General features: G+C 63.5%; 29 protein-coding genes and 1 pseudogene. 19 read left to right on the forward strand and 11 right to left on the reverse strand.

Annotated features, from left to right (window positions below; translation table 11 throughout):
* The first annotated feature begins 29 nt into the window (after positions 1-29).
* Both IWW33_RS17580 and IWW33_RS17585 read left to right on the forward strand, forming a co-directional pair.
* Positions 30-851, forward strand: a complete 822-nt coding sequence (locus IWW33_RS17580) for an AraC family transcriptional regulator (protein WP_231386165.1) — start codon at positions 30-32, stop codon at positions 849-851.
* Positions 852-966: 115 nt separating this feature from the next.
* Positions 967-1,773: pseudogene (locus tag IWW33_RS17585) on the forward strand (RHS repeat-associated core domain-containing protein); the annotation flags it as partial.
* 26 nt (positions 1,774-1,799) lie between these two features.
* On the opposite strand, the gene IWW33_RS17590 reads toward IWW33_RS17585, so the two are convergent.
* A complete protein-coding gene (locus IWW33_RS17590) occupies positions 1,800-2,687 on the reverse strand; it encodes a LysR family transcriptional regulator (RefSeq protein WP_125925093.1) in 888 nt (295 codons plus the stop codon).
* 139 nt (positions 2,688-2,826) lie between these two features.
* Between IWW33_RS17590 and moaB the strand changes: the two genes are divergently transcribed.
* Positions 2,827-3,366 carry a molybdenum cofactor biosynthesis protein B gene (moaB, locus tag IWW33_RS17595; protein ID WP_115274082.1) on the forward strand — a complete coding sequence of 180 codons (540 nt, stop codon included), beginning with the start codon at positions 2,827-2,829 and terminating at the stop codon, positions 3,364-3,366.
* A gap of 42 nt (positions 3,367-3,408) precedes the next feature.
* Here the strand turns inward: moaB and IWW33_RS17600 are convergent, their stop codons facing one another.
* Positions 3,409-4,308: a bestrophin family protein gene (locus IWW33_RS17600; protein ID WP_174142319.1), complete on the reverse strand. Its 900-nt coding sequence runs from the start codon at positions 4,306-4,308 to the stop codon at positions 3,409-3,411.
* 20 nt (positions 4,309-4,328) lie between these two features.
* Entirely contained in the window at positions 4,329-5,333 is a 1,005-nt protein-coding gene (gene moaA, locus IWW33_RS17605; protein ID WP_174142318.1) for a GTP 3',8-cyclase MoaA, read from the reverse strand.
* Positions 5,334-5,653: 320 nt separating this feature from the next.
* Here moaA and IWW33_RS17610 point away from each other — a divergent pair, with 320 nt between their 5' ends.
* On the forward strand, positions 5,654-7,981 hold the full coding sequence (locus IWW33_RS17610) for an FdhF/YdeP family oxidoreductase (RefSeq protein ID WP_174142317.1): 2,328 nt from the start codon (positions 5,654-5,656) through the stop codon (positions 7,979-7,981).
* Between the two features lie 23 nt (positions 7,982-8,004).
* Here the strand turns inward: IWW33_RS17610 and IWW33_RS17615 are convergent, their stop codons facing one another.
* Positions 8,005-8,466, reverse strand: a complete 462-nt coding sequence (locus IWW33_RS17615) for an Lrp/AsnC family transcriptional regulator (protein WP_012315727.1) — start codon at positions 8,464-8,466, stop codon at positions 8,005-8,007.
* 122 nt (positions 8,467-8,588) lie between these two features.
* Here IWW33_RS17615 and IWW33_RS17620 point away from each other — a divergent pair, with 122 nt between their 5' ends.
* A complete protein-coding gene (locus tag IWW33_RS17620; RefSeq protein WP_115274086.1) occupies positions 8,589-9,773 on the forward strand; it encodes an aminotransferase class I/II-fold pyridoxal phosphate-dependent enzyme in 1,185 nt (394 codons plus the stop codon).
* 68 nt (positions 9,774-9,841) lie between these two features.
* Here IWW33_RS17620 and IWW33_RS17625 read toward each other — a convergent pair whose 3' ends face one another.
* Positions 9,842-10,078, reverse strand: a complete 237-nt coding sequence (locus tag IWW33_RS17625; RefSeq protein WP_012315725.1) for a YdcH family protein — start codon at positions 10,076-10,078, stop codon at positions 9,842-9,844.
* Between the two features lie 115 nt (positions 10,079-10,193).
* Between IWW33_RS17625 and IWW33_RS17630 the strand changes: the two genes are divergently transcribed.
* The 6 genes from IWW33_RS17630 (at position 10,194) to IWW33_RS17655 (ending at position 14,984) form a co-directional block, all read left to right on the forward strand.
* Positions 10,194-10,559: a 5-carboxymethyl-2-hydroxymuconate Delta-isomerase gene (locus IWW33_RS17630; protein WP_119687624.1), complete on the forward strand. Its 366-nt coding sequence runs from the start codon at positions 10,194-10,196 to the stop codon at positions 10,557-10,559.
* 103 nt (positions 10,560-10,662) lie between these two features.
* Positions 10,663-11,796 (forward strand): ribonuclease D, encoded by a 1,134-nt coding sequence (rnd, locus tag IWW33_RS17635; protein WP_174142316.1) that lies wholly within the window; start codon positions 10,663-10,665, stop codon positions 11,794-11,796.
* Positions 11,793-12,086, forward strand: coding sequence for a YcgL domain-containing protein (locus IWW33_RS17640; protein WP_012315722.1), 294 nt, complete (start codon positions 11,793-11,795; stop codon positions 12,084-12,086). The genes rnd and IWW33_RS17640 overlap by 4 nt, the downstream gene beginning before the upstream one ends.
* A gap of 78 nt (positions 12,087-12,164) precedes the next feature.
* Positions 12,165-13,097 carry a D-2-hydroxyacid dehydrogenase gene (locus IWW33_RS17645; protein WP_174142315.1) on the forward strand — a complete coding sequence of 311 codons (933 nt, stop codon included), beginning with the start codon at positions 12,165-12,167 and terminating at the stop codon, positions 13,095-13,097.
* Between the two features lie 187 nt (positions 13,098-13,284).
* Positions 13,285-13,734, forward strand: coding sequence for a YcgN family cysteine cluster protein (locus IWW33_RS17650; RefSeq protein ID WP_042112095.1), 450 nt, complete (start codon positions 13,285-13,287; stop codon positions 13,732-13,734).
* A 41-nt stretch (positions 13,735-13,775) separates the two neighbouring features.
* Positions 13,776-14,984, forward strand: coding sequence for a hypothetical protein (locus IWW33_RS17655; protein ID WP_174142314.1), 1,209 nt, complete (start codon positions 13,776-13,778; stop codon positions 14,982-14,984).
* Between the two features lie 46 nt (positions 14,985-15,030).
* Here the strand turns inward: IWW33_RS17655 and IWW33_RS17660 are convergent, their stop codons facing one another.
* The 3 genes from IWW33_RS17660 to IWW33_RS17670 all read right to left on the reverse strand — a co-directional run bounded on the left by IWW33_RS17660 (position 15,031) and on the right by IWW33_RS17670 (position 16,402).
* Positions 15,031-15,372, reverse strand: a complete 342-nt coding sequence (locus IWW33_RS17660) for a DUF2892 domain-containing protein (RefSeq protein ID WP_115274090.1) — start codon at positions 15,370-15,372, stop codon at positions 15,031-15,033.
* Positions 15,373-15,487: 115 nt separating this feature from the next.
* Positions 15,488-15,958 (reverse strand): RNA methyltransferase, encoded by a 471-nt coding sequence (locus tag IWW33_RS17665; protein ID WP_033699757.1) that lies wholly within the window; start codon positions 15,956-15,958, stop codon positions 15,488-15,490.
* Between the two features lie 72 nt (positions 15,959-16,030).
* Positions 16,031-16,402, reverse strand: a complete 372-nt coding sequence (locus IWW33_RS17670; protein WP_012315716.1) for a YajD family HNH nuclease — start codon at positions 16,400-16,402, stop codon at positions 16,031-16,033.
* A 131-nt stretch (positions 16,403-16,533) separates the two neighbouring features.
* Here IWW33_RS17670 and IWW33_RS17675 point away from each other — a divergent pair, with 131 nt between their 5' ends.
* A complete protein-coding gene (locus IWW33_RS17675) occupies positions 16,534-16,812 on the forward strand; it encodes a hypothetical protein (protein ID WP_046788019.1) in 279 nt (92 codons plus the stop codon).
* Here the strand turns inward: IWW33_RS17675 and IWW33_RS17680 are convergent.
* Positions 16,809-17,276: a cyclic nucleotide-binding domain-containing protein gene (locus IWW33_RS17680; RefSeq protein ID WP_115275498.1), complete on the reverse strand. Its 468-nt coding sequence runs from the start codon at positions 17,274-17,276 to the stop codon at positions 16,809-16,811. The genes IWW33_RS17675 and IWW33_RS17680 overlap by 4 nt on opposite strands.
* 113 nt (positions 17,277-17,389) lie before the next feature.
* Positions 17,390-19,432 carry a S9 family peptidase gene (locus IWW33_RS17685; RefSeq protein WP_174142313.1) on the reverse strand — a complete coding sequence of 681 codons (2,043 nt, stop codon included), beginning with the start codon at positions 19,430-19,432 and terminating at the stop codon, positions 17,390-17,392.
* An 82-nt stretch (positions 19,433-19,514) separates the two neighbouring features.
* Here IWW33_RS17685 and IWW33_RS17690 point away from each other — a divergent pair, with 82 nt between their 5' ends.
* The 3 genes from IWW33_RS17690 to IWW33_RS17700 are packed head-to-tail and all read left to right on the forward strand — an operon-like array spanning position 19,515 to position 21,328.
* The gene (locus tag IWW33_RS17690) at positions 19,515-20,009 is read left to right on the forward strand and encodes a hypothetical protein (protein ID WP_012315712.1); all 495 of its coding nucleotides are present in this window, start codon (positions 19,515-19,517) and stop codon (positions 20,007-20,009) included.
* Between the two features lie 14 nt (positions 20,010-20,023).
* On the forward strand, positions 20,024-20,797 hold the full coding sequence (locus tag IWW33_RS17695) for a class II glutamine amidotransferase (RefSeq protein WP_012315711.1): 774 nt from the start codon (positions 20,024-20,026) through the stop codon (positions 20,795-20,797).
* 9 nt (positions 20,798-20,806) lie between these two features.
* On the forward strand, positions 20,807-21,328 hold the full coding sequence (locus tag IWW33_RS17700) for a DUF2937 family protein (RefSeq protein ID WP_125925085.1): 522 nt from the start codon (positions 20,807-20,809) through the stop codon (positions 21,326-21,328).
* Between the two features lie 102 nt (positions 21,329-21,430).
* Here the strand turns inward: IWW33_RS17700 and IWW33_RS17705 are convergent, their stop codons facing one another.
* Positions 21,431-22,342: a LysR family transcriptional regulator gene (locus IWW33_RS17705; RefSeq protein ID WP_046788027.1), complete on the reverse strand. Its 912-nt coding sequence runs from the start codon at positions 22,340-22,342 to the stop codon at positions 21,431-21,433.
* Between the two features lie 129 nt (positions 22,343-22,471).
* Here IWW33_RS17705 and IWW33_RS17710 point away from each other — a divergent pair, with 129 nt between their 5' ends.
* The 4 genes from IWW33_RS17710 to IWW33_RS17725 are packed head-to-tail and all read left to right on the forward strand — an operon-like array spanning position 22,472 to position 26,153.
* On the forward strand, positions 22,472-23,758 hold the full coding sequence (locus IWW33_RS17710) for an MFS transporter (RefSeq protein WP_039603254.1): 1,287 nt from the start codon (positions 22,472-22,474) through the stop codon (positions 23,756-23,758).
* Between the two features lie 9 nt (positions 23,759-23,767).
* Positions 23,768-24,547, forward strand: a complete 780-nt coding sequence (locus tag IWW33_RS17715) for a 5-oxoprolinase subunit PxpA (RefSeq protein WP_115274094.1) — start codon at positions 23,768-23,770, stop codon at positions 24,545-24,547.
* Positions 24,544-25,239, forward strand: a complete 696-nt coding sequence (pxpB, locus tag IWW33_RS17720; RefSeq protein ID WP_174142312.1) for a 5-oxoprolinase subunit PxpB — start codon at positions 24,544-24,546, stop codon at positions 25,237-25,239. Before IWW33_RS17715 ends, pxpB begins: the two co-directional genes overlap by 4 nt.
* Entirely contained in the window at positions 25,236-26,153 is a 918-nt protein-coding gene (locus IWW33_RS17725; protein WP_174142311.1) for a biotin-dependent carboxyltransferase family protein, read from the forward strand. The genes pxpB and IWW33_RS17725 overlap by 4 nt, the downstream gene beginning before the upstream one ends.
* Positions 26,154-26,243: the final 90 nt, after the last annotated feature.

Consider the following 26,243-nt stretch of genomic DNA (forward strand, 5'->3'; position numbering starts at 1 on the left):
CGCCGGTGCAGACACTAGAGAATTGACTGATGGCCGACGCCACCTTGGCAGCCCTGTACCAGAACTTGGACCAGCACCGCCCCGCCAGCCTTGAGGCACTGCTCGCCGGGGTATCCCTGCTGTTGCCGATCCTCGATGCCATCCCCAACGCCGCGATCTTCATCAAGGATCCGGATGCCCGCTATGTGCTGGCCAACAACACCCTGGTTCAGCGCTGCGGCCTCAAGCGCCTGCAACCACTGTTGGGCAAGACCAGCGCCGAAGTCTTCCCGGCGCAACTGGGCCCCGGTTATACCGAGCAGGACCGTCGTGTGCTCAAGGATGGCCTGGTGCTGGAAGACCAGCTCGAGCTGCACCTGTACGGCAGCCGTGAACCGGGCTGGTGCCTGACGCACAAGCGCCCGCTGTACAACCAGGCGGGCGAGATCCTCGGCTTGGTCGGCATTTCGGTCGACCTGCAATCAGCCGCCGACAGCCACCCCGCCTATCAACGCCTGGCCGCGGTGGATGAGCACATTCGCAAGCACTTTCACCAGCCGATCAGCATGGGCGAGCTCACCCGCATCGCCGGTATTTCCGTGGCCCAGCTGGAGCGCTACTGCAAGCGGGTGTTCCACCTCACGCCCCGGCAGATGATCCACAAGGCACGCCTGGAGCACGCCCGTCGTCTGTTGCATTCGGAGCTGCCCATCACCGACGTGGCGATGTGCTGCGGCTACACTGACCACAGCGCCTTCAGCCGCCAGTTCAAGCAACTGACCGGCTTTACGCCGCGCCAATATCGGTTGGTTCGGTGTAATGAAACACAGGGAAGAGATGCCGGCGCTAAACTACGTTGGGTAGGAAGGTAGGTATTATTCTCAAGTATTTTATTGTTGGAAGCGACGGTGCGGAGGATAACTGATGGTCAATAATAGAGTGTCTAGCAGTCGGGTGCACAATACCAAACGAGACGCGCTGTTTGTGAGTTTCGCGCGATCTTATTGTCCGTACGGTTATCTCAGAGTTGCGCAGCCTAGCACTGGGTTTGTGGCGTTTAATGGTGAATGGTGTGGTCTTGTTGCGGGCGGATACTTGCTCGGTAATGGTCATCGATTGCTGAATACGCAGATAATGAGGTTTGGCAGCCCAGACTTGCTAAGCCCTTTCGGACGAGGAGGCATCAATGCTTATAGTTTTTGTTCCGGAGATCCTATAAATAATACAGACCCGAGTGGGCGCTTCGCCCTGTCCATGATAAAACCCCTGAAGCGTCTCCAGCATGGAATCAAGGCCATCCCGCGAATAGCAGCTAGTGAACGTCTTAATTTCAAGAGTCAGCAAAAAACGAAGGTCAGTGTTTTTAGTCAGTATCCCAAATTGAGTAATCGGAAATTATCCAAGTTTGGAACGGAGTTCGAGCAATTTCAAGAAGCCTCTGCAGATCAAGGTTTCAAGCCGATTGTTATTAACAGTAAAAGCGATCTTAAATATGTGTCGGGCTATCACTCAAGGCGATTTGTATTAACAGATCGAGGGGAGCTTCTGGTCGATGGATCGGCTGATTTGAACCGACATGGTATGAATCATGCCATACTGGCAACGTACGGTTCCAAAGGGGGCGGCGTGATTGCAGCAGGTATGATTGCAGCCCCAAAGAGTGGTCACGTTATGCTTTGGAATGATTCAGGGCATTACCATCCCAACTTCTCTACACTCTTCCCTGTGGAGTTCAAGCTGACTGGCATGGGGGTTGAGGTAGAAAGGATCAGAGTATTGGCGAGTCTCGGCTAACTTAATGATAAACAAATCGGTTTTAGCTATGGATTATGCATAACTATTCGGGCCTCTGCGAAGCACTGTTCGGCTATTGACGAGCGCGGCTCGCTGCGGCGCAGCAGCAGGCCGACCGGGCTGTGGATGGCGGCGTCGGCCACCGGTACGATGCGCAGGTGCTCGCTGAGGTCTTCCAAGCCACAGTCCAGCGGCATGATCGCGCAGCACATGCCGGTGTTGATGGCCTGGATCAGCTGGAAGGTTGAGTCGCTTTCCAGCACCGCATGCTGCTCCAGGCCACGGCTGCGGAAGCTCAGGTCCAACGATTGGCGGTAGTGCATGCCTTTGCTTAGCAAGCCCAGCGGTATATCGCTGAGTGAATCCCAGCGCAGCGGGTCGCCGGCAAACTGGAAGTGCCGGGTGTCGTGCAGCAGGCCCATGGTGGTCGTGCCCAGTTCGATCACTTCGAAAAAGCTGGTGTTGACCTGGTCCATGTAGCAGATACCCAGGTCGAGTTGGTTGCGGCTGAGCCCGTCGATGACTTGCTCCGAGCTCAGCGAGCTGAGCTGAAACTGCAGCTCGGGGTATTTTTCGCGCAGCGGCAGCAGCAGCTGCATGGGGTTGAAGCTGGCCAGCGGCACGGTGCCCAGGCGCAAGCTACCAACCACTTGGCCGCGGCAGCTGGCTGCCTCGGCCTGCAGGCCATCATGGGCGGCGAGCAGGGTGCGGGCCCAGGCCAGGATGCGCTCGCCGGCTTCGGTGAAGCCCTCGAAGCGCTGGCCGCGTTTGACCAGCACCAGTTCCAGTTCGTCTTCCAGGTTGCGCAGGCGCATGGACAGGGTCGGCTGGGTGATATGGCACAGCGCCGCAGCCTGGCCGAAGTGGCGGGTCTGGTCGAGGGCGATGAGGAACTTGAGCTGCTTGATGTCCATGGGAGTGCCTGGGGTCTGGTTGTGCTGACCTTAACCAAGTCAGCGATAGATGTCATTGATCGGGCGGTACGGCATATCGATTGGACGCGCTCTGGTCATGTCTCTAGCGTAACGACCATGCCATACAAGGAGCTTCACTGTGCGCGTTCAATCCGACGCGGTCTTCGTACCGCTCAATATCGCCGTACTGACGGTCAGCGACACCCGCACCTACGACAACGACACTTCGGGTGAGCTGCTCGCCAGCCGCCCGGTGCAGATCGGCCATCGCCTGGTCTCGCGTGCGCTGCTCAAGGACGACCTGTACAAGATCCGCGCCCAGGTGGCCACCTGGATTGCCGATGAGCAGGTGCAGGTGGTGCTGATCACCGGCGGCACCGGTTTCACCGGGCGGGATAGCACACCGGAAGCGGTGGAGTGCCTGTTCGATCGGCGTATCGACGGTTTCGGCGAGCTGTTCCGGGCGTTGTCCATTCTTGATGTCGGTACCTCGACCGTGCAGAGCCGGGCGTTGGCCGGCATGGCCAATGGCACTCTGGTGTGCTGCCTGCCAGGTTCTACCGGTGCCTGCCGCACGGCGTGGGAAGGCATCCTGGTGGAGCAGCTGGATGCGCGGCACCAGCCTTGTAATTTTGTGAAGCACCTTAAGCCCATCGCGCCCTGCGACACACGCGGTTGATCAGTTCCGGCCCTATCGCCAGCTTGCCGGCGATAGGGCCAGTCAGCTCAACACATGCTCCACCGGCTGCAGCGCCGGTGGCAGCGGCTCCACGCCCAAGGCTCCCAGCACATCCCGTTCAACGGTGCGGACCATGGCATCGGTCGGCAGGTCGTTCTCGTCTCGCCCGAACGGGTCTTCCAGTTCATTGCCGATCGCATCCAGCCCAAAGAAGGTGTACCCCACAATGGTGGTAAACAGCGGTGCCAGCCAGCCCAGGGGCTCGGCCAGCGCGAACGGCAGCAACAGGCAGAAGATGTAGATGGTCCGGTGCAGCAGCAGGGTATAGGGGAAGGGCAGCGGTGTGCCCTTGATCCGCTCGCAGGTGGCCTGTACCTCTGACAACCCGACCAGGCGTTGTTCCAACAGGCTGTAGCGCCAGTCGCTGATCTGCTGCTGCTCGGCCAGGCGTGAGCAGCGGGCGCCAACTTCCTGCAAGATACCGTCGCAGACATTGTGCGGGCGGATCGCAGCGGGGTTGGCCAGCCACGGCCGGGCGGCGGCCACATCATCCTCATTGCGCAACCGGGCATTGAGCGCATGGGCAAAGCCGCACAGGCTGCGCAGCACCTCGGCGCGCAGCTTTTCATCGGCGATCACCACGCTCTCACGTATGAACGAGCGGGTCTCGATGATCATCCTCCCCCAGGCCTTGCGCCCCTCCCACCAACGGTCGTAACAGGCATTGTTGCGAAAGCTCATGAAGATCGACAGCGACAGGCCAAGCAGCGTGAAGGGGGTGGCGCTGACGGGGTAGAAAAACGCCGGGAAGTGGCGTTCGACCAGCACGATCAAGGCGGCGAGCAAGGTGACCATCAGGCAGCGCAAGGCAATGCGCTTGACGATCGAACCCTTGAGGGTGAACAGCACGCGCAACACATCGGGGCGAGAGTGAACGATCATGGAAGTCCAGAGACGGCCGGTCAGCCGCCGGTCATGTTCATGAAGCGCAGGATCTGCACATCGCCACCGACCTCGAAATGATGGCGGTAGGGCTTGAGGTGCAGTGAATCGCGGATGGCTTTTTCCAGCCGCTCGGCATCACCCGGGTGGGCACGCAGCACCTGTTTGAGGTCCATCGAATGTTCATTGCCCAGGCACAGCAGCAGCCGGCCTTCGACAGTCAGGCGCACACGGTTGCAGGTGGCGCAGAAGTTGTGGCTGTGCGGCGAGATGAACCCGACACGGGTGCTCGCCGCTTCTGCCAGGCGCCAGTAACGCGCCGGGCCCTGGGACGACTCGGTCGATTCGATCAGGGTGAATTGCTCGGCCAGCCGCGCGCGCACTTCGTCGCTGGAGCAGAACGACTCGCCGCGTTCATGCTCGTTGATCACGCCCAGCGGCATTTCTTCGATGAAGGTGATGTCCAGTTCGCGGTCGATGGCAAAGCGCACCAGGTCGACCAGCTCATCGTCGTTGCGCCCCTTGAGCACCACGCAGTTGAGTTTGATGCGCTGAAAACCCGCGCGGCGGGCCGCGTCGATGCCGGCAATCACCTGGGCCAGGTCGCCGGTGCGGGTCAGTTGCTTGAAACGTTCTGCATCGAGGCTGTCGAGGCTGATGTTCAGGCGCGACAGGCCGGCGTCGAACAGCGGCTGAGCCAGGCGGTGGAGCTGCGAGCCGTTGCTGGTCATGCACAGTTCACGCAGGCCGGGCAGGGCGGCAATGCGCCCGCACAGGTCGACGATGCCCTGGCGGACCAGCGGCTCGCCGCCGGTGAGGCGAATCTTGCGGGTACCCAAGGCGACGAAGCGTTCGGCCACCTGGAACAATTCCTCAAGGCTGAGGATCTGCTGGCGCGGCAGGAACTGCATGTCTTCAGCCATGCAGTAGACGCAACGGAAGTCGCAGCGGTCCGTGACCGACATCCGCAGGTAGTCGATTTTCCGGTTGAAGCCGTCGATCAGGGCCCGGCTGTTCTGTTCCACGTTCGCGCTCGGCAGGGGAGGAGTACTGGTTCCACGCTATAACCTGCGGTGTTCGCCGTCAAATTGCTTTGCCCGACTGCTTGATCAATCTCATCTATCACGGCTGCAGGGCCAGTACTCCAAGGCCTTGATCGGATGGTCGCGTTTGCGTGATTACCCGCGGAGGGAACGCTGCCAACACCAGCCCATCATCGAAACGGCCTATCACCCCGTAAGACATTTCGATTGGACGGCCCCCTGTCGGCCTCCATAGGCTGGAAAACAAGCACCGGACGACACGATCCGCTGCACTTTTCGATGCCCGCGTGAGGATTGACCGCATGAGCCAGGACGACCATATCAGGGACTACAAGGGGCCGGCCGCCGGCTGGGGCGCGCTCAAGAGCGTGACCAAGAGCTGGCTGGGCAGTGACAACGCCTTCAAGAACCTGCGGGCCATGCTCAAGACCAACCAGAACGGCGGTTTCGACTGCCCCGGCTGCGCCTGGGGCGAGTCGCCGGAAAGCGACATGGTCAAGTTCTGCGAGAACGGCGCCAAGGCGGTCAACTGGGAGGCCACCGGCCGTTCGGTCGACCCCGCGTTTTTTGCCAGGTACAGCGTCAGCGCGCTGGCCGAGCAGACCGACTACTGGCTCGAATACCAGGGCCGCCTGACCCACCCGATGCGCTACGATGCGGCTACCGACCATTACGTCGAAACCACTTGGGAAGAGGCCTTTGCCCTGGTCGCCCGGCACTTGCAGGCGCTGGATTCGCCCGATGAAGCCGAGTTCTACACCTCCGGCCGGGCCAGCAACGAGGCGGCATTCCTGTATCAGCTGTTCGTCCGCGCCTATGGCACCAACAACTTCCCTGACTGCTCGAACATGTGCCACGAGGCCAGCGGCGTGGGCATGTCGGAAACCCTCGGCGTAGGCAAGGGCACCGTGGTGTTTCACGACCTGGAGCTGGCCGACGCGATCTTCGTCATCGGCCAGAACCCCGGCACCAATCACCCGCGCATGCTCGAGCCGCTGCGTGAAGCGGTCAAGCGCGGCGCCCAGGTGGTGTGCTTCAACCCGCTCAAAGAGCGTGGCCTGGAGCGCTTCCAGCACCCGCAGCACCCGTTCGAAATGCTCAGCAACGGCTCCGAGCCGACCAACACCGCCTACTTCCGCCCAGCCCTGGGCGGCGACATGGCGGCCATGCGCGGCATTGCCAAGTACCTGCTGCAGTGGGAGCGCGAAGCCCAGGCCAAGGGTGAACCAGCGGTATTCGACCATGACTTCATCGCCGCGCACACCAGCGGTGTGGACGCCTACCTGGCGGCAGTGGATGCCACCTCGTGGGACCATATCGTCGAGCAGTCCGGCCTGACCCTGGCCGAGATCGAGCTGGCCGCGCGCATGTACCGCAAGGCCGAGCGGGTGATCATGTGCTGGGCGATGGGCATCACCCAGCACCGTCACTCGGTGCCGACCGTGCAGGAGATTGTCAACCTGCAACTGTTGCGCGGCAACGTCGGCAAGCCCGGGGCGGGCCTGTCGCCGGTGCGTGGCCACAGCAACGTGCAAGGCGACCGCACCATGGGCATCGACGAGAAACCCAGGGCGGCGTTGCTCGATGCCTTGGAAAAACGCTTCCAGTTCCGCGTACCTCGCGCCCATGGGCACAACGCGGTGCTGGCGATCCAGGCCATGGAGCAACAGCGTGCCAAGGTGTTCATCGCGCTGGGTGGCAACTTCGCCCAGGCGACGCCGGACACCCCCCGCACCCACGCGGCCCTGCGCAACTGTGCGCTGACGGTGCAGATCTCCACCAAGCTCAACCGTTCGCACCTGGTCACTGGCCGCGATGCGCTGATCCTGCCCTGCCTGGGGCGCACCGAGATCGACCTGCAAGCCGGCGGGCCGCAGGGCGTGACCGTGGAAGACACCTTCAGCATGGTGCATATCTCCCATGGCCAACTGCGCCCGCGTTCCCCCCACATGCGGTCGGAACCCTGGATCATTGCCGGCATGGCCAAGGCCACGCTGGGCAACAAGCCCATCGATTGGGAATACGCCGTTGCCGACTATGGCCGTATTCGCAGCATGATCGCCGATGTCATCCCCGGCTTTGCCAACTTCAACCAGCGCCTGCAGCAGCCAGGCGGTTTCCACCTGGGCAACAGTGCCGCCCAGCGCAGCTGGCGCACGGCGACCGGCAAGGCGCGTTTCAGTGCCAGCCCGTTGCCAGAGCATCTGGTCAATGCCCAGGTGCTCGCCCGTGGCGACAAGCCTGACCTGATCCTGCAGACGATGCGCTCGCATGACCAGTACAACACCACGCTTTATGGGCTAGATGATCGTTATCGGGGCGTGTTTGGCCTGCGAGAAGTGGTGTTCGTCAGCGAGGCGGACATCCGCCGCCTGGGCTTTGAGCCGGGTGAGCACGTAGACCTGGTGTCACTGTGGGAGGACGGTGTGGAGCGCCGGGTATCGGGCTTCCGCCTGGTGCCCTACGACATTCCCGATGGGCAGGCAGCGGCCTACTACCCGGAAACCAACCCGCTGGTGCCGTTGGAAAGTTACGGCGAGGGCACCTATACGCCGACGTCGAAATTCGTGGCGATTCGGCTTGAGAAGGCCAAGGCCGGGAACCGGATCGAAGCGGTGGCGGCGCAGTGATGGGGCGCTAAGGCAGGCACCGATCAGGGCCTGTGTACCGGGAAAGCCGTGGTGTATTTCATCTGCTCCATGGCAAAGCTGGACGTGATGTTGGAGAGCCCATCGGTGCTGGTAATCAGCTTTTTGTAGAACCGGTCGTAGGCGGCGATATCCCCCACCACCACCCGCAGCATGTAATCCCAGTCCCCTGACATGCGATAGAACTCCATCACCTCCTCGAAGCCTTTCACCGTCTCGGCAAACTGCTCAAGCCAGGCGCTGTCGTGGCGCTGGGTCTTGAGCTGGACGAATACCGTCAGGCCCAGGCCCAGGCGTTCGGGGTCGAGCAGGGCGACGCGGCCGAGGATGTAGCCATCCTCTTCCAGGCGTTTGACCCGCTTCCAGCAGGGGGTGGTGGACAGGTTGACGGCTTCGGCCAGGTCCTTGAGCGAGAGCGAGGCGTCGCGCTGGAGCAGGGTGAGGATGTGCTGGTCGAAACTGTCCATGAGGATCCGCTGGCGGTCAGGAAAATATTCCCCAGATTACCCCAACGATAGAAAAAATTCCCGCAACCGCCGGCGTTGTGGCGGCAGGTGATTGTGCGATAGTTGCGCACTTACATCTGCCAATGGGCCCGACCATGTCCGACAAGCCGCGCAATTTCGCCACCCGTACCATCCACGCCGGTGAGCAGTTCAGTGTCGCCGACAACGCGATCTTCCCGCCTATCTACACCGCCAGCTCGTATATCAAACGCAGCCTCGATGACAACCCCGAGTACGCCTACAGCCGCGTCGGCAACCCGACCCGGCATGCCTATGAAAGCTGTGTCGCGGCGCTTGAAGAGGGTGTTGGCGCGGTGGCCTGTGCCTCGGGTGTAAACGCCACCGCCACGGTGCTGGAGCTGCTCCCCAAGGACGCTCATGTGGTGGTGATGAACGGTGTCTACGGCGGTACCTTCCGCATTCTTGAAGACTACCGCGCACGCACGTCGGGCCTTACCACCACCTATGTCGACCTCAACGATGTCGCGGCCGTAGCGGCGGCGATCAAACCCGAAACCCAGTTGATCTGGATCGAGTCGCCGACCAACCCGTTGCTGCACCTGGTCGACATCAAGGCGGTCTGCGACCTGGCGCGGGCGCGTGGCATTCTCACCTGCATCGACAACACCTTCTGCTCGCCGTGGAACCAGCGGCCGATCACCCTCGGTGTGGACCTGGTGATGCATTCGGCCAGCAAATACATTGGCGGCCACTCCGACCTGACCGGCGGCGTGGTGGTGGCTGCCAATGACGCCTTGCTGGGGCGCCTGCGCAAGATCAGCATGGCCGTGGGGGCAATCCAGGGTCCGTTCGACTGTTACCTGGCCCTGCGTGGCCTGAAAACCCTCGACGTGCGCATGGAGCGCCAGTGTGCCAATGCCCTGCAGGTGGCACGCTTTCTGGAAAGCCATCCGCAGATCGAGCAGGTGTATTACCCGGGCCTGGAGAGCCACCCGCAGCACGCGCTGTGCAAACGCCAGATGCGCGCTGGCGGGGCGGTGGTGGCAATGAAGGTCAAGAACGGTGACCGGGCGGCGCTCAACCGCCTGGTGGAGGCATTGCAGATCTTTGTCCTGGCCGATTCGCTGGGCGGCGTGGAGAGCATGATCAACCACTCCTGGAGCATGTCGCACAACTCACTGAGCCCCGAGCAGAAGGGGGTGATGGGCATCAGTGAAAGCCTGTTGCGGCTGTCGATCGGGATCGAGGATTACCGGGACCTGATCGAAGACCTGGACGGGGCTTTGAACGCATCGGCTGCTGTGTAACGGGTGTTGGGCCTGTCGCCGGCAAGCGGGCTTGCCGGCGACAGGCCGATTGATTCAGCAGAGAGCCATCAGGATTTCGGCGGATGAATGATTCGCTCGATCTTGTCCTTGATCAGCAGGCGCTCCTTGCGCAGGCGGTTGACGGTATCGTCGTTGGTCCCATTGCCTTCGGCGGCCACCACCTCCTTGTCTTTGGCGTTGTATTCCTTGTGCAGGGCATGCAGCGTCTGGTCCTTGTCTATCAGTGCCTGGAATGCATCGGCGGTAACGTGCAAGTCAGCGAGCAGATCATGCGGAACTGGCATTTCTTCACCTCTGTCAGGGTTGTCAGTAAGGTCCTGACCTTTGAGGATAGCCGCCTTTGCGCGGGTAGGGGACTGGGGTAGGCTGTCGCTTCCCCCAACGCCTGGAACCTGTGCCATGCCTCACCTGAACCTGGAATACAGCGACAACTTGCGCGAGCTGAATGTCGAGGTACTGCTGTTGCGCCTGAATCACGCCCTGGTCGGCAGCGGCCAGTTTGCCGATGAGGCGGACATCAAAAGCCGCGCCCAGGCGTTCGCCCATTACCGGGTGGGCACAGCACCGGCCGAGCGGGCATTTGCCCATGTGCGCCTGGCCATCCTCAGCGGGCGCCCGGCGGAGGTAAAGAAGCAATTGTCCGCCAGCTTGCTGGAGGTACTGCGTGAGGCCATACCTGAGCATGCGGGCGTAGACCTGCAATTGTGCGTGGAAGTGCTGGATATCGACCGCGAGCCTTACGCCAAGCTTCGCTTGCCAGGCTGAGCGGTAGCGCAAGCTTCCCGGTAGTCGGCGCAGATGTTCGTCAGGTTTCACCCGCAGGGCCCGCGCCGTATATACTGCGCGCCAATGTTTGTGGGAGAGCCTCGTGGCCATCGAAATACACTGGATCCGTGACGACCAGACCCTGGCCGAACTCTGCCAGAGGTGGCGCACATTGCCCTTTGTGGCGCTCGACACCGAATTCATGCGGGTCGACACCTTTTACCCGAAAGCCGGCCTGATCCAGATCGGTGACGGCGAGCGGGCTTATCTCATCGACCCGTTGCTGATCGGCGACTGGCAGCCGCTGGGCGAACTGCTAGAGGATGCCGGCGTGGTCAAGGTGCTGCACGCCTGCAGCGAAGACCTCGAAGTGCTGCTGCGCCTGACCGGCAAGCTGCCCCAGCCGCTGTTCGACACGCAGTTGGCCGCGGGCTACCTGAACCTGGGCTTCTCCATGGGCTATTCGCGCCTGGTCCAGGAAGTGCTGGGCCTTGAGCTGCCCAAGGGTGAAACCCGCTCGGACTGGCTGCAGCGCCCGCTGTCGGACACCCAGGTCAGCTACGCCGCCGAGGATGCCGTGCACCTGGCCGAACTGTTTGCGGCCTTGCGCCCCCGGCTGTCCGACGACAAGTACGCGTGGGTGCTGGAAGACGGTGCCGAACTGGTGGCGGCGTTGCGCCGTGAGGTCGAGCCCGAGACCCTGTACCGCGATGTCAAGCTGGCCTGGAAGCTGGGCCGCCAGCAACTGGCGGTGCTCCGCGAGCTGTGCGCCTGGCGCGAGCGTGAAGCACGCAGCCGCGATGTGCCGCGCAACCGTATCCTCAAGGAACACTCGCTGTGGCCAATGGCCAAGAGCCAGCCGGACAACCTGTCGGCCCTGGCCAAGATCGATGAAATGCACCCACGCACCATCCGCCAGGATGGCCCCTTCCTGATCGAGCTGATCAAGCGTGCCGCCAGCCTGCCGCCTGAGCAATGGCCGGCCTCGTTGCCCGAACCGCTGCCGATCGAAGCGGCCGGCATCCTCAAGCGCCTGCGCGCCATCGGCCAGGCCGAAGGCGAGCGTTTGGGCATTGCCCCGGAGCTGATGCTGCGCAAAAAGGCCCTGGAAGCCCTGCTCAAGAGCGGCTACCCCAATGGCCCCTATCAACTGCCCGATTCGCTGCGCGGCTGGCGCCGTGAGCGGATGGGCCAGGCCCTGCTGGACGACCTGGCGGGCGCCGGAGAAACCCGATGAAACGTATCTGCTCGATCTACAAGAGCCCCCGCAAGAACGAAATGTACCTCTACGTACTCAAGGCCGAGGGCCTGGAGCGCGTGCCCGAGGCGCTGCTGCCGTTCTTCGGCACGCCCGTGCATGCCTTCGACCTGGTGCTGAGCCCCGAGCGCAAGCTGGCCCGCGAGGACATCGTCAAGGTGCTGGACAACCTCGAAAACCAGGGTTACCACCTGCAGATGCCGCCGGCCGAGGACGAGTACATCGAGCATTTGCCGGAAGAACTTCTGCGCCGAAACGACCCGGTCTGACCCGGCCACTCTCCCTTCACTCCCCAAGGTGGCCCGCATGCCGGGCCGCCTTCGTTGTCTGCCAAGGTTGTCACTTTGATGCGCGTTCTGATCGCTGAGCAGGATCATGCCAACTACGCCCGCCTGCTGGCTGAAGCGGCCCCGGACCTGGAAATCCTGACCAGCGGCGATTCCGCCGAATTGGCCTTGCAGGCACCCCAGTGCCCGGTCTGGCTGGGCCAGCCAGACCTGCTTGCCAGTCTGCTGCGCCAGGGCCACAAGCCGGCCTGGATGCAATCGACCTGGGCCGGCATCACGCCCTTGCTGGCCGATGGCTTGCCGCGTGATTACCGCCTGACCCGTGCGGTCGGCATCTTTGGCCAGGTGATGGCCGAGTACATGCTCACCTATATGCTGGGGCACGAGCGCGAAGTGCTGTCTCGGCTGGTGAGCCAGGTGGAGCGCCGTTGGGACGACCGCCCGGGGCGCACGCTTGAAGGGCGCAAGGTGTTGATCGTGGGTACTGGCGATATCGGCCAACGCGTGGCCGAATTTCTCTTGCCGTTTGGCGTGACCCTCTATGGCATCGCCAGCACGCCCCGCGAGCAGGCGCCGTTCGTCGAGGTCGCCGGGTTGGCTGATTTGCCACGGATGGTCGGGCAGGCCGATTACGTGCTCAACCTGTTGCCGGATACCCCGGCAACCCATGACCTTTATGACGCCGCGCTGTTCAAGTGCTTCCGGCCCAGTGCGCTGTTCCTCAATGCCGGGCGTGGGGTGGCGGTGGTCGATGCTGACCTGGTCGAGGCGCTGAAGCAGGGGGATCTGGCGGGCGCGGTGATCGATGTGTGCCGGCAGGAGCCGTTGCCGCAGCGTCACCCGTTCTGGACAGCGTGGGGGTTGTTGCTGACCGGGCACAGCTCGGCACCGACTTCGCCGGCGGCGATGGTACGGCTGTTTGTCGAGAACGTGCGGCAATACCAGGCAGGGCAAGGGTTGCGTGGCGAAGTGGATTTCGCGCGGGGCTATTGAGCTGCAGCCGGTCGGTACTGACAAGCGGTCTGGCATTGCCGAAGGCCAGGCTCTAGACTGGCGCCGCCATGGCGCCCAGCTACAAACACTCAAGCTGCAAGCCACCAGAAAAAAGCCATACGCGCCGCAATTGCCTGGAGCTTCCAGCATGAAGCCTGGCGCAGGCCCAATGCAGGAAACCCGTGTGATGATCGCTGAAAGCGCGCCGTTTTGGCGGCGCAAGACCCTCGAACAACTCGACCCGCAAGAGTGGGAGTCGCTGTGTGACGGCTGTGGCCTGTGCTGCCTGCAAAAGCTCGAGGACGAGGACGACAACAGCGTCTATTACACCCGTATTGCCTGCAAGCTGCTGGACATGAACACCTGCCAGTGCAGCGACTACCCCAACCGTTTCGCCCAGGTGCCCGATTGCATCCAGCTCACCCCTGGCAAGGCTGACCAGTTCAAGTGGCTGCCGAGCACCTGCGGGTATCGTCTGGTCAGCGAGGGCAAGGACCTGCCGGCTTGGCACCACTTGGTTTGCGGCGACCGCAGCCAGGTGCATGAACAGCGCATTTCCCAGTCGGGGCGTATGCTCAGGGAGCAGGATGTGGACGAAGACGACTGGGAAGACCACCTGATTTTTCGCGCCAGCTGAGCGGCATCCTCCGTCGCCTCTGGGAAACAAGGAGTTTCTGTATGCGTTGCCAGCTGTTGCTCCTGCTGGGCCTTGTGGCCAGCTCGCCTGCCTGGGCGAAGAAAGTCGACCTCGACTACCAGGTGCGGCTGTTGCCTGCCAGTGGCCAGGCCGAAGTGCGCCTGACCCTGGCAGACGGCAATGCCGTGCGTAGCCTCGACTTCGACCTGGGCAAGCAGGGGGCTTACAGCGGTTTCCAGGCGGACGGCCAGTGGCAGGTGCAGGGGGAGCGCGGTGTGTGGCACCCGGCGGCGGGCAAGACCAGCCTCAGCTACCGGGTCAAGCTGGACGAGAAAGTACGCAGCGGTGCCTATTCCTCGCGCATTACCCCTCACTGGGCGTTGTTCCTGGGTGACCAGCTGGTACCACCGGCACGCCTTGACCAGCAAGACGGCACCGAACTGGTGGCGCGCTTGTCGGTCGACCTGCCTGAGGGCTGGAAAAGCATCGAAACCTCCTGGCCGCGCATCGGCAAGGACAAATTCCGTATCGACAATGTATCGCGCCTGTTCGATCGCCCGACTGGCTGGATGCTGGCCGGCGACCTTGGCAGCCGACGTGCGCGTCTGGGCGAGACCGAGGTGACGGTGGCGGCCCCGGTGGGGCAGGGCATGCGCCGCATGGACAATCTCACCCTGCTGACCTTCGTCTGGCCACACCTGCAGGCGGTATTCCCACGCAATCCGGCAAAGCTGCTGTTGGTGGGGGCACGTGATGGCATGTGGCGCGGAGCAATGGCAGCGCGGGGCTCGATGTACCTGCACAGCGCCCGGCCCATGGTCAGCGAGAGCGGTAACAGCCCTTTGCTGCGTGAACTGGTGCAGCTGTTTGCGCAGGTTCATGTGAGTGCTGACAGCGACTGGCTTGGCCAGAGCCTCACCGATTATTACGCCAACGAGTTGCTGCGCCGGGCCGGGGGTGTGAGCGATGACCGCTACCAGGTGTGGCAGGCGCGTTTGCAGAAGCAGGGTGCCAAGGTCACCCAGTTGCGCGGCGAGCGGGCAAGCCCGGCCCAGGTTGCCCGCGGGGTTTTGCTGTTGCAGGCGCTGGACAAGGAGATCCGCATCCACACCCAGGCCAAGCGCTCACTGGATGATGTGACGCAGGCGCTGATGCGCTTGCCGAAGGTGAGCACCGAGGAGTTCGTGCAGATCAGTGAGAACGTGCTGGGGCGGCGATCCGAGGTCTTGCAGAGCAAGGCGTTGCGTTAGCTTGCAGGCTGGCCCTGCTGGCGACAGGGCCATTAAAAACAACTGATCAACTACCCGTGAGCGGGTCTTTCCCCGTTACCGTCACCCCGCGCGTCGCCGCCTCGGCACTGCGTTTGAGCGCCTCCAGCTCCGTCGCACTGCGTTCGATGTCCGAGCGCAAACGGTGGTATTCCTGGCGATGTTTCTGCCACCAGGCCTTGGTCGAGCAATGGCCGCTGACTCCGCGAGCCACCGCAAGGCCACCGACCGCCATCTGCAGCAGCCCGACCAGCCCGCCGTGGCGCATACCCTTGGTGAACATCAGCGCACCACCGGCCAGTGAACCGACCCGTTCCAGGCCCTGTACGTTATGGTCCTGTGACGCCGTAGTGGAATGAATATCGAGCATGGCAAGCCCTCCATCTGAAGTGTAAGCAGCTGACCAGATGCTTGCTGCACACGTTCAGTCGGGTTGCCAAGTGGTCGCAATTGCCAGTGTTGGGAGGGCGCTGCGCGTTGCCCGGCTACTTGAACTTGGGGCCCGAGCGGGTATTGAGCCCCTTGGCCAAACGGTCGTATAGCACCACATTCACCGTCGCGGCGAGGTTCATGCAGCCTTCGGTAGGGATGTAGATGGTTTCTTCACACCATGCGCGCACGCTGGCATCGAGACTGCCGTCTTCCGGCCCGAAGATATAGATGGCGCGATCAGGGTGGGTGTATTCAGGCAGGGGCCGTGCACCTTCCACCAACTCCACTGCAACGGGTGTGCAACCCAGCGGGATGATGCGCTGCAGGTCGTCGATGCCGATCAGCGGAATATCGTAGTGCACGCGCTTGGTGTCAGTGACGAAGTCGCGGGCGCGCTCGTAGCGCTTGCCGGTGTAGAACACCGAGTTGACGCCGTAGCAACCCGCTGCGCGCATCACCGAACCTACGTTCTCTGCAGATTTTGGGTTGAACAGGCCGATGCAGCTGTACCGTTTGTTTGCCACGTGCCGGGGCCCTTCGCAAAAAAAGCGCGATTATACGGGCTCGCCGGCAGCAGCGGGGGGCTGTGTCGACAGTCAGTCTTTCTTCAGCAAGCCAGCCAGCCCGGCGAACGGGTTGTGCGTAGCCTTGGCGATGCTCGGGGTGCTGGTGGAGCCTTCGCTGAAGTACTGCTGGTCGGTATAGCGCGAGTGCTCGTTGTCGTGGCAGTACAGGCACAGCAGCTCCCAGTTGGAGCCGTCCTGGGGGTTGTTGTCGTGGTTGTGGTCACGGTGATGCACGGTCAGCTCGCTCAGGCGCTTGCCGGCGAACTCACGGGCGCAACGGCCGCACACGTGCGGGTACATTCTCAAGGCTTTGTCGCGGTAGCCCATCTCTTTGTCGCGCTTGGCGTCGGCGAGGATGCGGTCGAGGCGGGCGGTGGCGGCGGACGTGGATGCCGAACTCATGGTGTTTCCTTTGTTCTGATCAGGCAGGTAACGGTTATGCCAACGAGTCTAGCGCGCTTGCAGGGCAAGCGGACAGGCGGAAACGTGTATTAAGGCGTAGCCTGTAGGAATGTTCAGACAGGAGGTTGCTGATGTTTCATGCGATCCTCGCCGCGCTGCTGTTAGCCGGCCTGCCCTTGGCGCATGCCGCCGGCACGCCGCCGCGTATCACTACACCGGTGCCCGGGGCGCCTGGCACGGCAACGCCCACGCCGTACCCTCAGATTACCCCGAGCACTGTACCCAAGGCCTACGACAGCCAGCCCGGCGCGCCGCTGCTGCCGCCCATGCCGGTGCCCGGGCCGCCGAAGGATCAGCCATTGCCTGGTTTGCGTACGGAGCCGGCCAAACCGCCGGCGAATGATGACTAAAGCGCCAGGCGCTGCCCGTCCTGCATCCGCAGGCGTTTCGACAAGGCTACGGCCAGTGCGCGGATGATCCGCGCGGCGATGCGTGGGGCTTCGTTGAGCATCTTTTCCAGCGAATCCTTGCCCAAGGTCAGCAGTAGGCAGTCGCTGGCGGCCAGGCAGCTGGCCGAGCGGCGCTCGCCGTCGAGCACGGCCATTTCGCCGAAGGCGCGGCCACTGCGCAGCGTGGCGATTTCTACCTGGGCGCCGTGGGCGTCGGTCTTGCGCACTGAAACCACACCGTGGTGCAGGATGCACATGAAGGTGCCGGCGTCGCCTTCGTTGAAGATGGTTTCGCCTTCGACCAGGGTGGCGAGGCTGAAGTAGCCTGCGGCGGTATGGAAGTCAGCGGGCTGCAAGGTATCGAACAGGTCGCAGTCCATGAGCATGTCGCGGATTTCGGCGCTGAGATGGGTCTGGTCGGGCATGTGTCGTTCTTCTTGGCGGGTGTTGTCCGAAAGTTTCTGGGCGGCCCCGATCGTCGGCTTGCCGGCAATCAGGGCCATTGGCCCTGCGAACCTATGACAACGAAAAGCGCGTTTTACACCACGCCCAGCTCATTGAAGACGAACGCATATTCAAGTGCCACGTCTCGCAACCCCTGGTAGCGCCCACTCATACCGCCGTGGCCGGCCCCCATTTCGGTCTTGAGCAGCAGCAGGTTGCTGTCGGTCTTGCGCGTACGCAGGCGCGCCACCCACTTGGCCGCCTCCCAGTACTGCACGCGGCTGTCGTTGTAGCCAGCGACCACCAGCATGGCCGGGTAGGCCTGGGCGCTGACGTTCTCGTAGGGGGCGTAGGCCTTGATCCGCTCATACACCTGCGGCTCTTGCGGGTTGCCCCATTCGTCGTACTCGGTGACGGTCAATGGCAGCTCGGGGTCGAGCATGGTGTTGAGCACATCGACGAACGGCACTTCGGCGATGGCGCAGCGGAACAGATCCGGGCGCAGGTTGAGCACCGCGCCCATCAGCAGGCCACCGGCGCTGCCACCACTGATGGCCAAGCGGTCGGAGGCTGTCACGCCTTTAGCGATCAGGTGCTCGGCGCAGGCGATGAAGTCGCTGAAGCTGTTGTGCTTGTGCTCCTGCTTGCCGGCGCGGTACCAGGCTTCCCCCAGCTCGCCGCCACCGCGCACATGGGCGATGGCAAAGGCCACACCGCGTTGCAGCAGGCTCAGGCGGGCGTGCGAGAACCACGGGTCGAGGCTCTCACCGTAGGCACCGTAACCGTACAGGTAGAGGGGGACCGTCTTGCCCTGGTCTTGTTTGCGGCGCACCAGGCTGATCGGCACCTGGGTGCCGTCGGCGGCGGTGGCCCACAGGCGTTCGCTGACGTAGTCGTCGGCATCGAACTCGCCCAGCACCGGGGTTTGCTTGAGCACTGTCTGCGCGCCCGTGGCCAGGTCCAGCTGACGCACCTGGGCCGGGCGGTTGAGTGCCTCGTAGCGCAGGCGGATGCGCGTGCTGGCGAACTCCAGGCTGTCCTGTACGTACAGGCTATAGGCCGCGTCAGGCAACTCGACGCGGTAGGCCGGCGTGCCTTGCGGGCGCACTTCGATGATCGGCAGGCCGCCTTCACGCAGGCTCAAGGTGAGGGCGCTGGCGTTGAGGCTAAGGCCTTCGAGCATGATGTCGTCGCGGTGCGGCACCAGCACCTGCCATTGCTCGCGGGTGGGCACCTGGTCTGCCGCTGCCTGGTACAGGGCGAAATTGATGCCGTCCTGGTTGCTGCGGATGAACCAGCGCCACTGGCCATCGAGCTGGCCGTGGTCGGGGAAATACTCGTGGCCCTCGGCGCGCGGTGCCAGGCAGGTAAATGCCGCCCGTGGCGTTTCAGCGTCCAGCACCCAGGCTTCGCTGGTGGTCTTGCTGTTGAGCAGCAGGACCAGCTGGCGCTCGGAGCTGGCGCGGTAGCAATGCAGGAAAAAACGCCCGTCCGGCTCTTCGAAAACGGCCTGCGCGCCGGTTTCGCCCAACGTGTGACGGCGCAGCCGCCACGGGCGGTGGGTGTCGTCCAGTTCGGCAAAGAACAGCGTCTGGCTGTCATTGGCCCAGGTCAGGCTGCCGTCGCAGTCGTCGAAGGGCAGGGCGGTCAGGTTGCCGCTGGCCAGGTCCTTGACGTACAGGGTGTAGACCTCGTCGCCGCTGGTGTCGAGGCTGTAGGCCAGCAGGCGGTGATCGGGGCTGACGCTGAAGCCGCCAAGGGCCAGAAAGCCGCCGTTGGCCAAGGCGTTGGGGTCGAGCAGCAGCTGTTCCTGGCTTTCGTCCACCGTGTTGGCGTCATCCGCAGGCCGTGGGCAGCGATAGTGGCGCGGGTATTCATCGCCTGCCGTGGTGCGGGTGTAATAGAGGTACGGGCCCCAGGGGGAGGGCAGCGACAGGTCGGTTTCCAGGATACGGCCCTTGATCTCTTCGAACAGCTGTTCGCGCAGGGGCGCCTGGTCGGCCAGGCAGGCTTGCTGGTAGGCGTTTTCGGCCTGCAGGTACTCGAGCACCTCAGGGGTGTCGCGCTGTTGCAACCAGGCGTAAGGGTCGGTGGCCTGGTCTTGGCGGGCGATGGGGGGCTGGAGCGCGTTGGGCATCGGGGATCTCTTGGCTGGGGGGCGCCTGCGCCCGGAAAAGTGTTTATCATAGGCAACTCTTTGCCTGGCTTGCACGATCACCATGACCGAGAACGACTATACCCTCGCCTGGGGCCTTTACGCTGTTGCTGCCCTGGGTTGTCTCTGGGTGGGTTTCAAACTCACTGGCTGGATGTGGCGCTGGCTGCGTGAGCCGCTGCGGGTGATCCTCGCGGTCCTGTTGTTGACGCCGACCGTCGTCGACCCGGGCAAGGATGCCATGGCCCCGGCCATCGCCATCACTGCCCTGGACGTTGCCTTCAAGGTGGGCAACAACGCCTGGCGCGCGGTATCGGACTTTGCCATGTACGGCCTGATCGCCTTTGGCCTGTACCTGGCCTTCGTGCTGCTGCGCTGGCCGCTGGAAAAGCGTGCCCGCGAGCGTCGCGAGCAGCAGGAGGCCGCCGCCAAACGCCTGGCTGCCGAGGATGACCAAGTGGGCGTCGGGGCGCCGCTGGCCGCCGAACGCGGTGACCGTTACCGCAATGACCCACCGCCTGCCGCACCTTCTGGTGGCCGGGTCGAGCCACGTCTGTAAGCGGAGGCATCACCATGTGCGAACTGCTGGGCATGAGCGCCAACGTCCCCACCGACATCGTCTTCAGCTTCACCGGCCTGATGCAGCGCGGCGGCCGTACCGGCCCGCACCGTGACGGCTGGGGCATCGGTTTCTACGAGGGCCGCGGCCTGCGGCTGTTCCAGGACCCGGCAGCGAGCAGCGAGTCGGAAGTCGCCAACCTGGTGCAGCGTTATCCGATCAAGAGCGAAGTGGTCATTGGCCACATCCGCCAGGCCAATGTCGGCCAGGTGTGCCTGTCCAATACGCACCCGTTCGTGCGCGAAATGTGGGGCCGTAACTGGTGCTTCGCCCACAACGGCCAGCTGGGGGCGTTCAAGGGCGAGGCGACCTTTTACCGGCCGGTGGGCGACACCGACAGCGAAGCAGCCTTTTGCGACTTGCTCAACCGCATCCGCGCGGCTTTCCCTGAGCCGGTCGCAGTGGAACAGCTGCTGCCGGTGCTGGTCGAAGCCTGTGCCGAGTATCGCGGCAAGGGCGTGTTCAACTGCCTGCTCAGCAATGGTGACTGGCTGTTCTGCTTCTGTTCGACCAAGCTGGTACACATTACCCGTCGCGCCCCCTTTGGCGCGGCGCGTTTGAAGGATGTCGACCTGATCGTCGACTTTCACACCCAAACCACCCCCAATGACGTGGTCACGGTGATTGCCACCGAGGCCTTGACCGAGAACGAGACCTGGCGGCGCTACGAACCCGGCCAATGGGGCCTGTGGCGGCACGGAGAGTGCGTTTCGCAAGGCCAGAGCTAAGGACGCTGCATGTTCAGAAGTTACCTGCGGTTGCTGCTGTTCACCTTCGGCCTGCTGGCCGGTATCCAGGTGCCTGGGCTGGTCAAGGATTACAGCCAGCGGGTCGAGGCGCACCTGTTCGAATCGCGCCAGGCACTCGATGGCTTCAAACAGACCGCCGAACGCTTCTTCAAGGGCGATTTGCAGGCGCTGGTGCGGCATTACCGCAGCAGTGACGATGTGGTGTTCAACAGCGATGCCAACAGCATAGAAAGCCTGCTGATCCGCAATCAGGTGCTCGAGAACGAGTGGCAGGCGCTGCAAGGCTCGTGGGTCAGCCGCACCTGGCATGTGCTGGTGCAGCCCGACCCGCAAATGCGTGAAGAGACGCTCAAGGGGTACAGCTATCAGATTCTGCTGGTGCCGGAGGCGATTGGCTGGGGCGTCGGTGCAGGGTTTGTGCTGGCGTTTGTCGTCGAAAGCCTGTTGCTGGGAATTGCCTGGGTCATTCTCGGTGGGCGGCGCAAGGCGGTGAAAGAGAGCTGGCGTTGATCCCTGCTGGGTCAGGCCCGGCTCTACCGCCGGCAAGCCGGCTGCCACAAATAAATCACTGTCCGTGAGAGCTGTGAGAGCCGGTACAGATACTAGCGTTTGTCAAACCAACACAATCCGCTGCCCTCCCACATCCCGCGCATAGCGCTCCAGCACCTGCCGGCACACCCCGACCACCTCATCCACCAGCGCCACCCCGGTCTGCCAGGCCACCACCAGTTCCAGGCTCGGCGGCGGCTGCAAGCCTTCGAGCAGCACCAGTTCGCCCCGGCTCAGTTCGGCGTCCACCAGCGCGGGCGGCAGCGCACCAATGCCGAAGCCGTCGCGCAACAGCCGTGTGATCGCCGCCACCGAGTTCACGCAGTTGAGCCGTGGGGTTTCGGCCCCTGCGGCCTGCAACAGGCTGAGCACTTCCTGGTGCGGCCGTGAGTTCTTCGAGAACGTGACGATCCGCTCACGCCCAAGCTCGGCCAGCGAGGCGTAGTCGCGGTGTTGGGCTGAGCCGGCCGCCACCACCCAGCCCATCGGGTAGCGCGCCAGGTCCAGGCTGCGGATCGACTGTTCGCGCAGCAGGTCGGTTTGCAGGATCACGTCGAGAAAGCCTTTTTGCAGCTGTTCGCGCAAGTTCAGTGCAGTATCGGCCACCAGCTCGATTTCCACCTGGGGGTAGCGTTCGCTCAACTCGGCCACCAGCGCACTCATCCAGGTGTGGATCACGGTGTCCATCACGCCAAGGCGGATGCGCCCGACCTTGGCCCGGTCGCTGTCCAGCGACTGTTTCATGGCCTTGGCGGTGTCGAGCATGCGCTCGGCATACTCCAGCACCTTGCTGCCCTCCGGGGTCAGGCTGACGCCGCGTGAATCGCGCAGCAGCAGCTTGACGCCCAGGTCGGCTTCCAGTGCCGCGATGCGGCTGGAGACCGACGCCTGGGTGGTGAAAAGTTTCTCGGCGGTGAGGCGGAAGCTCTTGAGCCGGGCGACCCAGACGAAAGTTTCGAGGAAGCGTAGGTTCATGATCAGTTTTTCTTGTTCCAGACCGGCGGTTTTTCTCGTTGGACTCGGGCGCTGCGGGCTCTGAACATGACGCACAGGCCGCGACGCCAGACGTCGCCCATAAAACAATACCAACAAGCCGAGGCAAGCATGAACCCAAGCGGCGTGCAGCAACAGGTGCAATCCCCACCTTCGACCGGGCCGTTCGCCTGGTACCGCGACATCGACTCCCAGCAACGGCGCACGTTCTGGAGCTGCAAGATCGGCTATGGCCTGGATGGCATGGACACCCAAATGCTCAGCTTCGTCATCCCTACGCTGATCATGCTGTGGGGCATCACCACGACCGAAGCCGGGCTGATCCACACCAGCACCCTGATTGCCTCGGCCATCGGCGGCTGGGTCGCCGGCATCCTCTCCGACCGCATCGGCCGCGTGCGCACCTTGCAACTGACGGTGCTGTGGTTCGCCTTTTTCACCTTCCTCTGCGGCTTCGCCCAGAACTACGAACAGTTGCTGATCGCCCGGACTCTTATGGGCTTTGGCTTTGGCGGCGAATGGACCGCCGGCGCGGTGCTGATCGGTGAGGTGATCCGCGCCCAGGACCGTGGCAAGGCGGTGGGCATGGTGCAGTCCGGCTGGGCCATCGGCTGGGGCCTGACGGCGATCCTTTATGCGCTGCTGTTCTCCTGGCTACCGGCGGAGCAGGCGTGGCGCGCGCTGTTCCTGCTGGGGCTGGTACCGGCCATTTTCGTGATTTTCGTCCGGCGCCTGGTCAAAGACCCTGAGGTGTATCGCCAGGCCAAGGCAGTGGAGAGCGCCGAGGCGCCCTCGCAGTTCTACGAGATCTTCGCCCCCGGCATGCTCTGGACCACAATACGTGCGTCGCTGCTGACCACCGGTGCGCTGGGGGGCTACTACGCCATCACCTCGTGGCTGCCGACCTTCCTCAAGAACGAGCGCGGCTTGAGCGTGCTGGGTACCGGTGGCTACCTGGCGATGGTGATCGTCGGCTCCTACATCGGCTATGTGGTCAGCGCTTACCTGTCTGACATTCTGGGGCGCAAGAAGAACTTCATCCTGTTCGCCGTGGGCTCGTTCATCATCGTGCTGCTGTACACCCAGATGCCGGTCAGCGATGGCGTGATGCTGTGGCTGGGTTTCCCGCTGGGCTTTTTTGCCTCGGGCATCTTCAGCGGCATGGGGGCCTTCCTCACCGAGCTGTTCCCCACCCGCATTCGTGGCTCGGGGCAGGGCTTCTGCTACAACATCGGCAAGGTCATCGCCGCGATGTTCCCCTTGCTGATCGGCCTGCTTGGCCAGAAGGTGCCGCTCGGGCTGGGCATTGGCGGGTTCGCCGCGGTGTCGTACGGTGTGGTGATTCTGGCGGCCTTGAGCCTGCCGGAAACCCGCGGCAAACACCTCCAGGCGCGTTAAGGTAGGCACATGAACATCGACACGGGAGCACGCCAGGTGAAACGCCTGCTACTCAATTGCGACATGGGTGAAAGCTTCGGCAGCTGGCGCATGGGCCTGGACGCCGAGGTAATGCCCTACATCGACTGCGCCAACATTGCCTGCGGCTACCATGCCGGCGACCCCGGCACCATGCGCCGTACCGTGGCCCTGGCCCTGCAGCATGGCGTGACCATCGGCGCCCACCCGGCGTACCCGGACCTGGTCGGCTTCGGCCGACGCTCCATGGCCTGCAGTGCCGAGGAAATTCGCGATCTGCTGCACTACCAGATCGGCGCTCTTGACGGTATCTGCAAGGTCCAGGGTGGCCGGGTGGCCTACATCAAGCCCCACGGCGCGCTGTACAACGACATGATGGCCGACCCGCTCAAGCTGCGAGCCGTGCTCGAAGCCGTGGCGGCGTATGACGCTGGCTTGCCCTTGATGCTCATGGCCACTGCCGACGACAGCGGCGCACAAGCCTTGGGTGACGAGGTTGGCGTGCCGCTGTGGTTCGAAGCGTTCGCCGACCGCGCCTATACCGCCAGCGGCCATTTGCTGTCGCGGCGCCTGCCGGGTGCGGTTCATCACGATTCGGCCGTGGTGGTCGAGCAGGCCTTGCGCCTGGCCCGTGGTGAAACGCTGGTGGCCGACGATGGCAGCGCCTTGCGCCTGCACGCCAGTACCCTGTGCGTGCACGGTGACAATGACAGCTCGGTGGCGGCGGTGCGGCAGATCCGCCAGGCCCTCGATGCGCTGGGGCCGGCATGAAGCTGCGAATCGAAGTGGTTGCGATCGACTGCCTGATGGTGCGCCTGTTCGACCGGATCGACGAGGCCAACATGCCGTGGCTGCTCGCCGCGAGCCACCGTTTGAGTGCCGCCTTCGGTGAGCACCTGGTGGACCTGGTGCCGTCCTACACCACGCTGATGGTGCAGTTCGATATGCCGCCAAGGCAGGCGAGTGCGTTGATCGACCAGGCGCTGGAGGGGCTGCAGCCAGACGCGGGCACCAGCGGTCGCCGGCACGAGATTGCTGTGTGGTACGACGCCAGTGTCGGCCCTGAGCTGCCGCTGCTGGCCGCACGCAGCGGCTTGAGCGAGCAAGAGGTGATCCGCCTGCACAGCGAGCGCGAGTACCCGGTGTTCGCCCTTGGCTTCGCTCCGGGGTTCGGTTTCATGGGGCTGGTGGACGAACGCCTGGCATCCCCGCGGCTGAGCACTCCGCGCAAGCGCGTGGCGGCCGGCAGTGTCGGCATTGCCGAGCGCCAGACAGCCGCCTATCCCGCCGTGTCACCTGGCGGCTGGAACCTCATAGGGCGTACCCCGGTTCGCCTGTTCGACCGCGAGCGTGAAGGCTACAGCCTGCTGCAGCCGGGCGATCGGGTGCGCTTCGTGGCGGTGTCCCATGCCGAGTTCCTGGCATTGGGTGGTGACGACAGCCCGTTGGAGGCACAGGCATGACGCAATTGAAGATCGAAGCCAGCACCGCCTTGTGCCAGTTGCAGGATGCCGGGCGCTTTGGTGTGCGGCACCTGGGGGTGACCCAGGGCGGTGCGCTGGATTGGGTGGCGATGAATTGGGCCAACTGGCTGCTGGGCAACCCGTTGGGCGCGCCGGTGGTCGAGGTGGCGCTGGGCGGCTTCACGGTAGTGGCCGAGCAGGATTGCATACTCGCCCTGGCCGGTGCCGACCTGGATGCTCGTGTCGATGACCAGCCGCTGGCCCCCTGGCGCAGCTTTGCCTTGGCCAAGGGCCAACGGCTGACCTTGAAGCAACCGAAGCAGGGCGTGCGTGCTTATCTTGCGGCGCCGGGCGGGTTTGAAGGTGAAGCCGTGCTGGGTAGCTGCGCCACTGTTGTGCGTGAAGAGCTGGGTGGCACCGATGGGCGAGGGGCCGCGCTAGGCAAAGGGCAATTGTTGGTGTTTGCCGGCACGCAGCCGGCCCTGCGCGAAGTGCCAGAGGTGCTGCGCCCCCATTATCGGCAAAAGCCCGTGCTCGATCTGGTGATGGGCGCGCAGATCGGTGATTTCAGCGGTATGAGCCTGTTCGAGGCGTTCAACCGTGACTGGACGCTGGACAGCCGTGGCGACCGCATGGGCATTCGTTTGCTCGGGCCGCAGCTTGTTTATCAGGGCGCGCCGATGATTTCGGAGGGTATTGCGTTAGGGGCGGTGCAGGTGCCCCCGGACGGGCAGCCGATCGTGCTGCTCAATGACCGGCAGACCATCGGTGGCTATCCGCGGCTGGGGGCGTTGACGCCGTTGGCGTTGGCGCAGTTGGCCCAGTGCATGCCGGGGGCGGCGGTGCGGTTCAGGGCGGTGGTGCAGGAAGAGGCCTGGCGGGAGCAGCAGGCTTGCCTGAACGGTTGGCGGTGACGCTACCGGCGCTACCGCCGGTAAGCCGGCTCCCGCGGGTACCCCACAAGGCTCAAATGCTGAGGTGTATCTGTGGGGCCCGCCGGCGAT

The sequence above is a fragment of the Pseudomonas sp. M2 genome, assembly GCF_015751845.1.
In the GTDB taxonomy this organism is placed as follows: domain Bacteria; phylum Pseudomonadota; class Gammaproteobacteria; order Pseudomonadales; family Pseudomonadaceae; genus Aquipseudomonas; species Aquipseudomonas putida_E.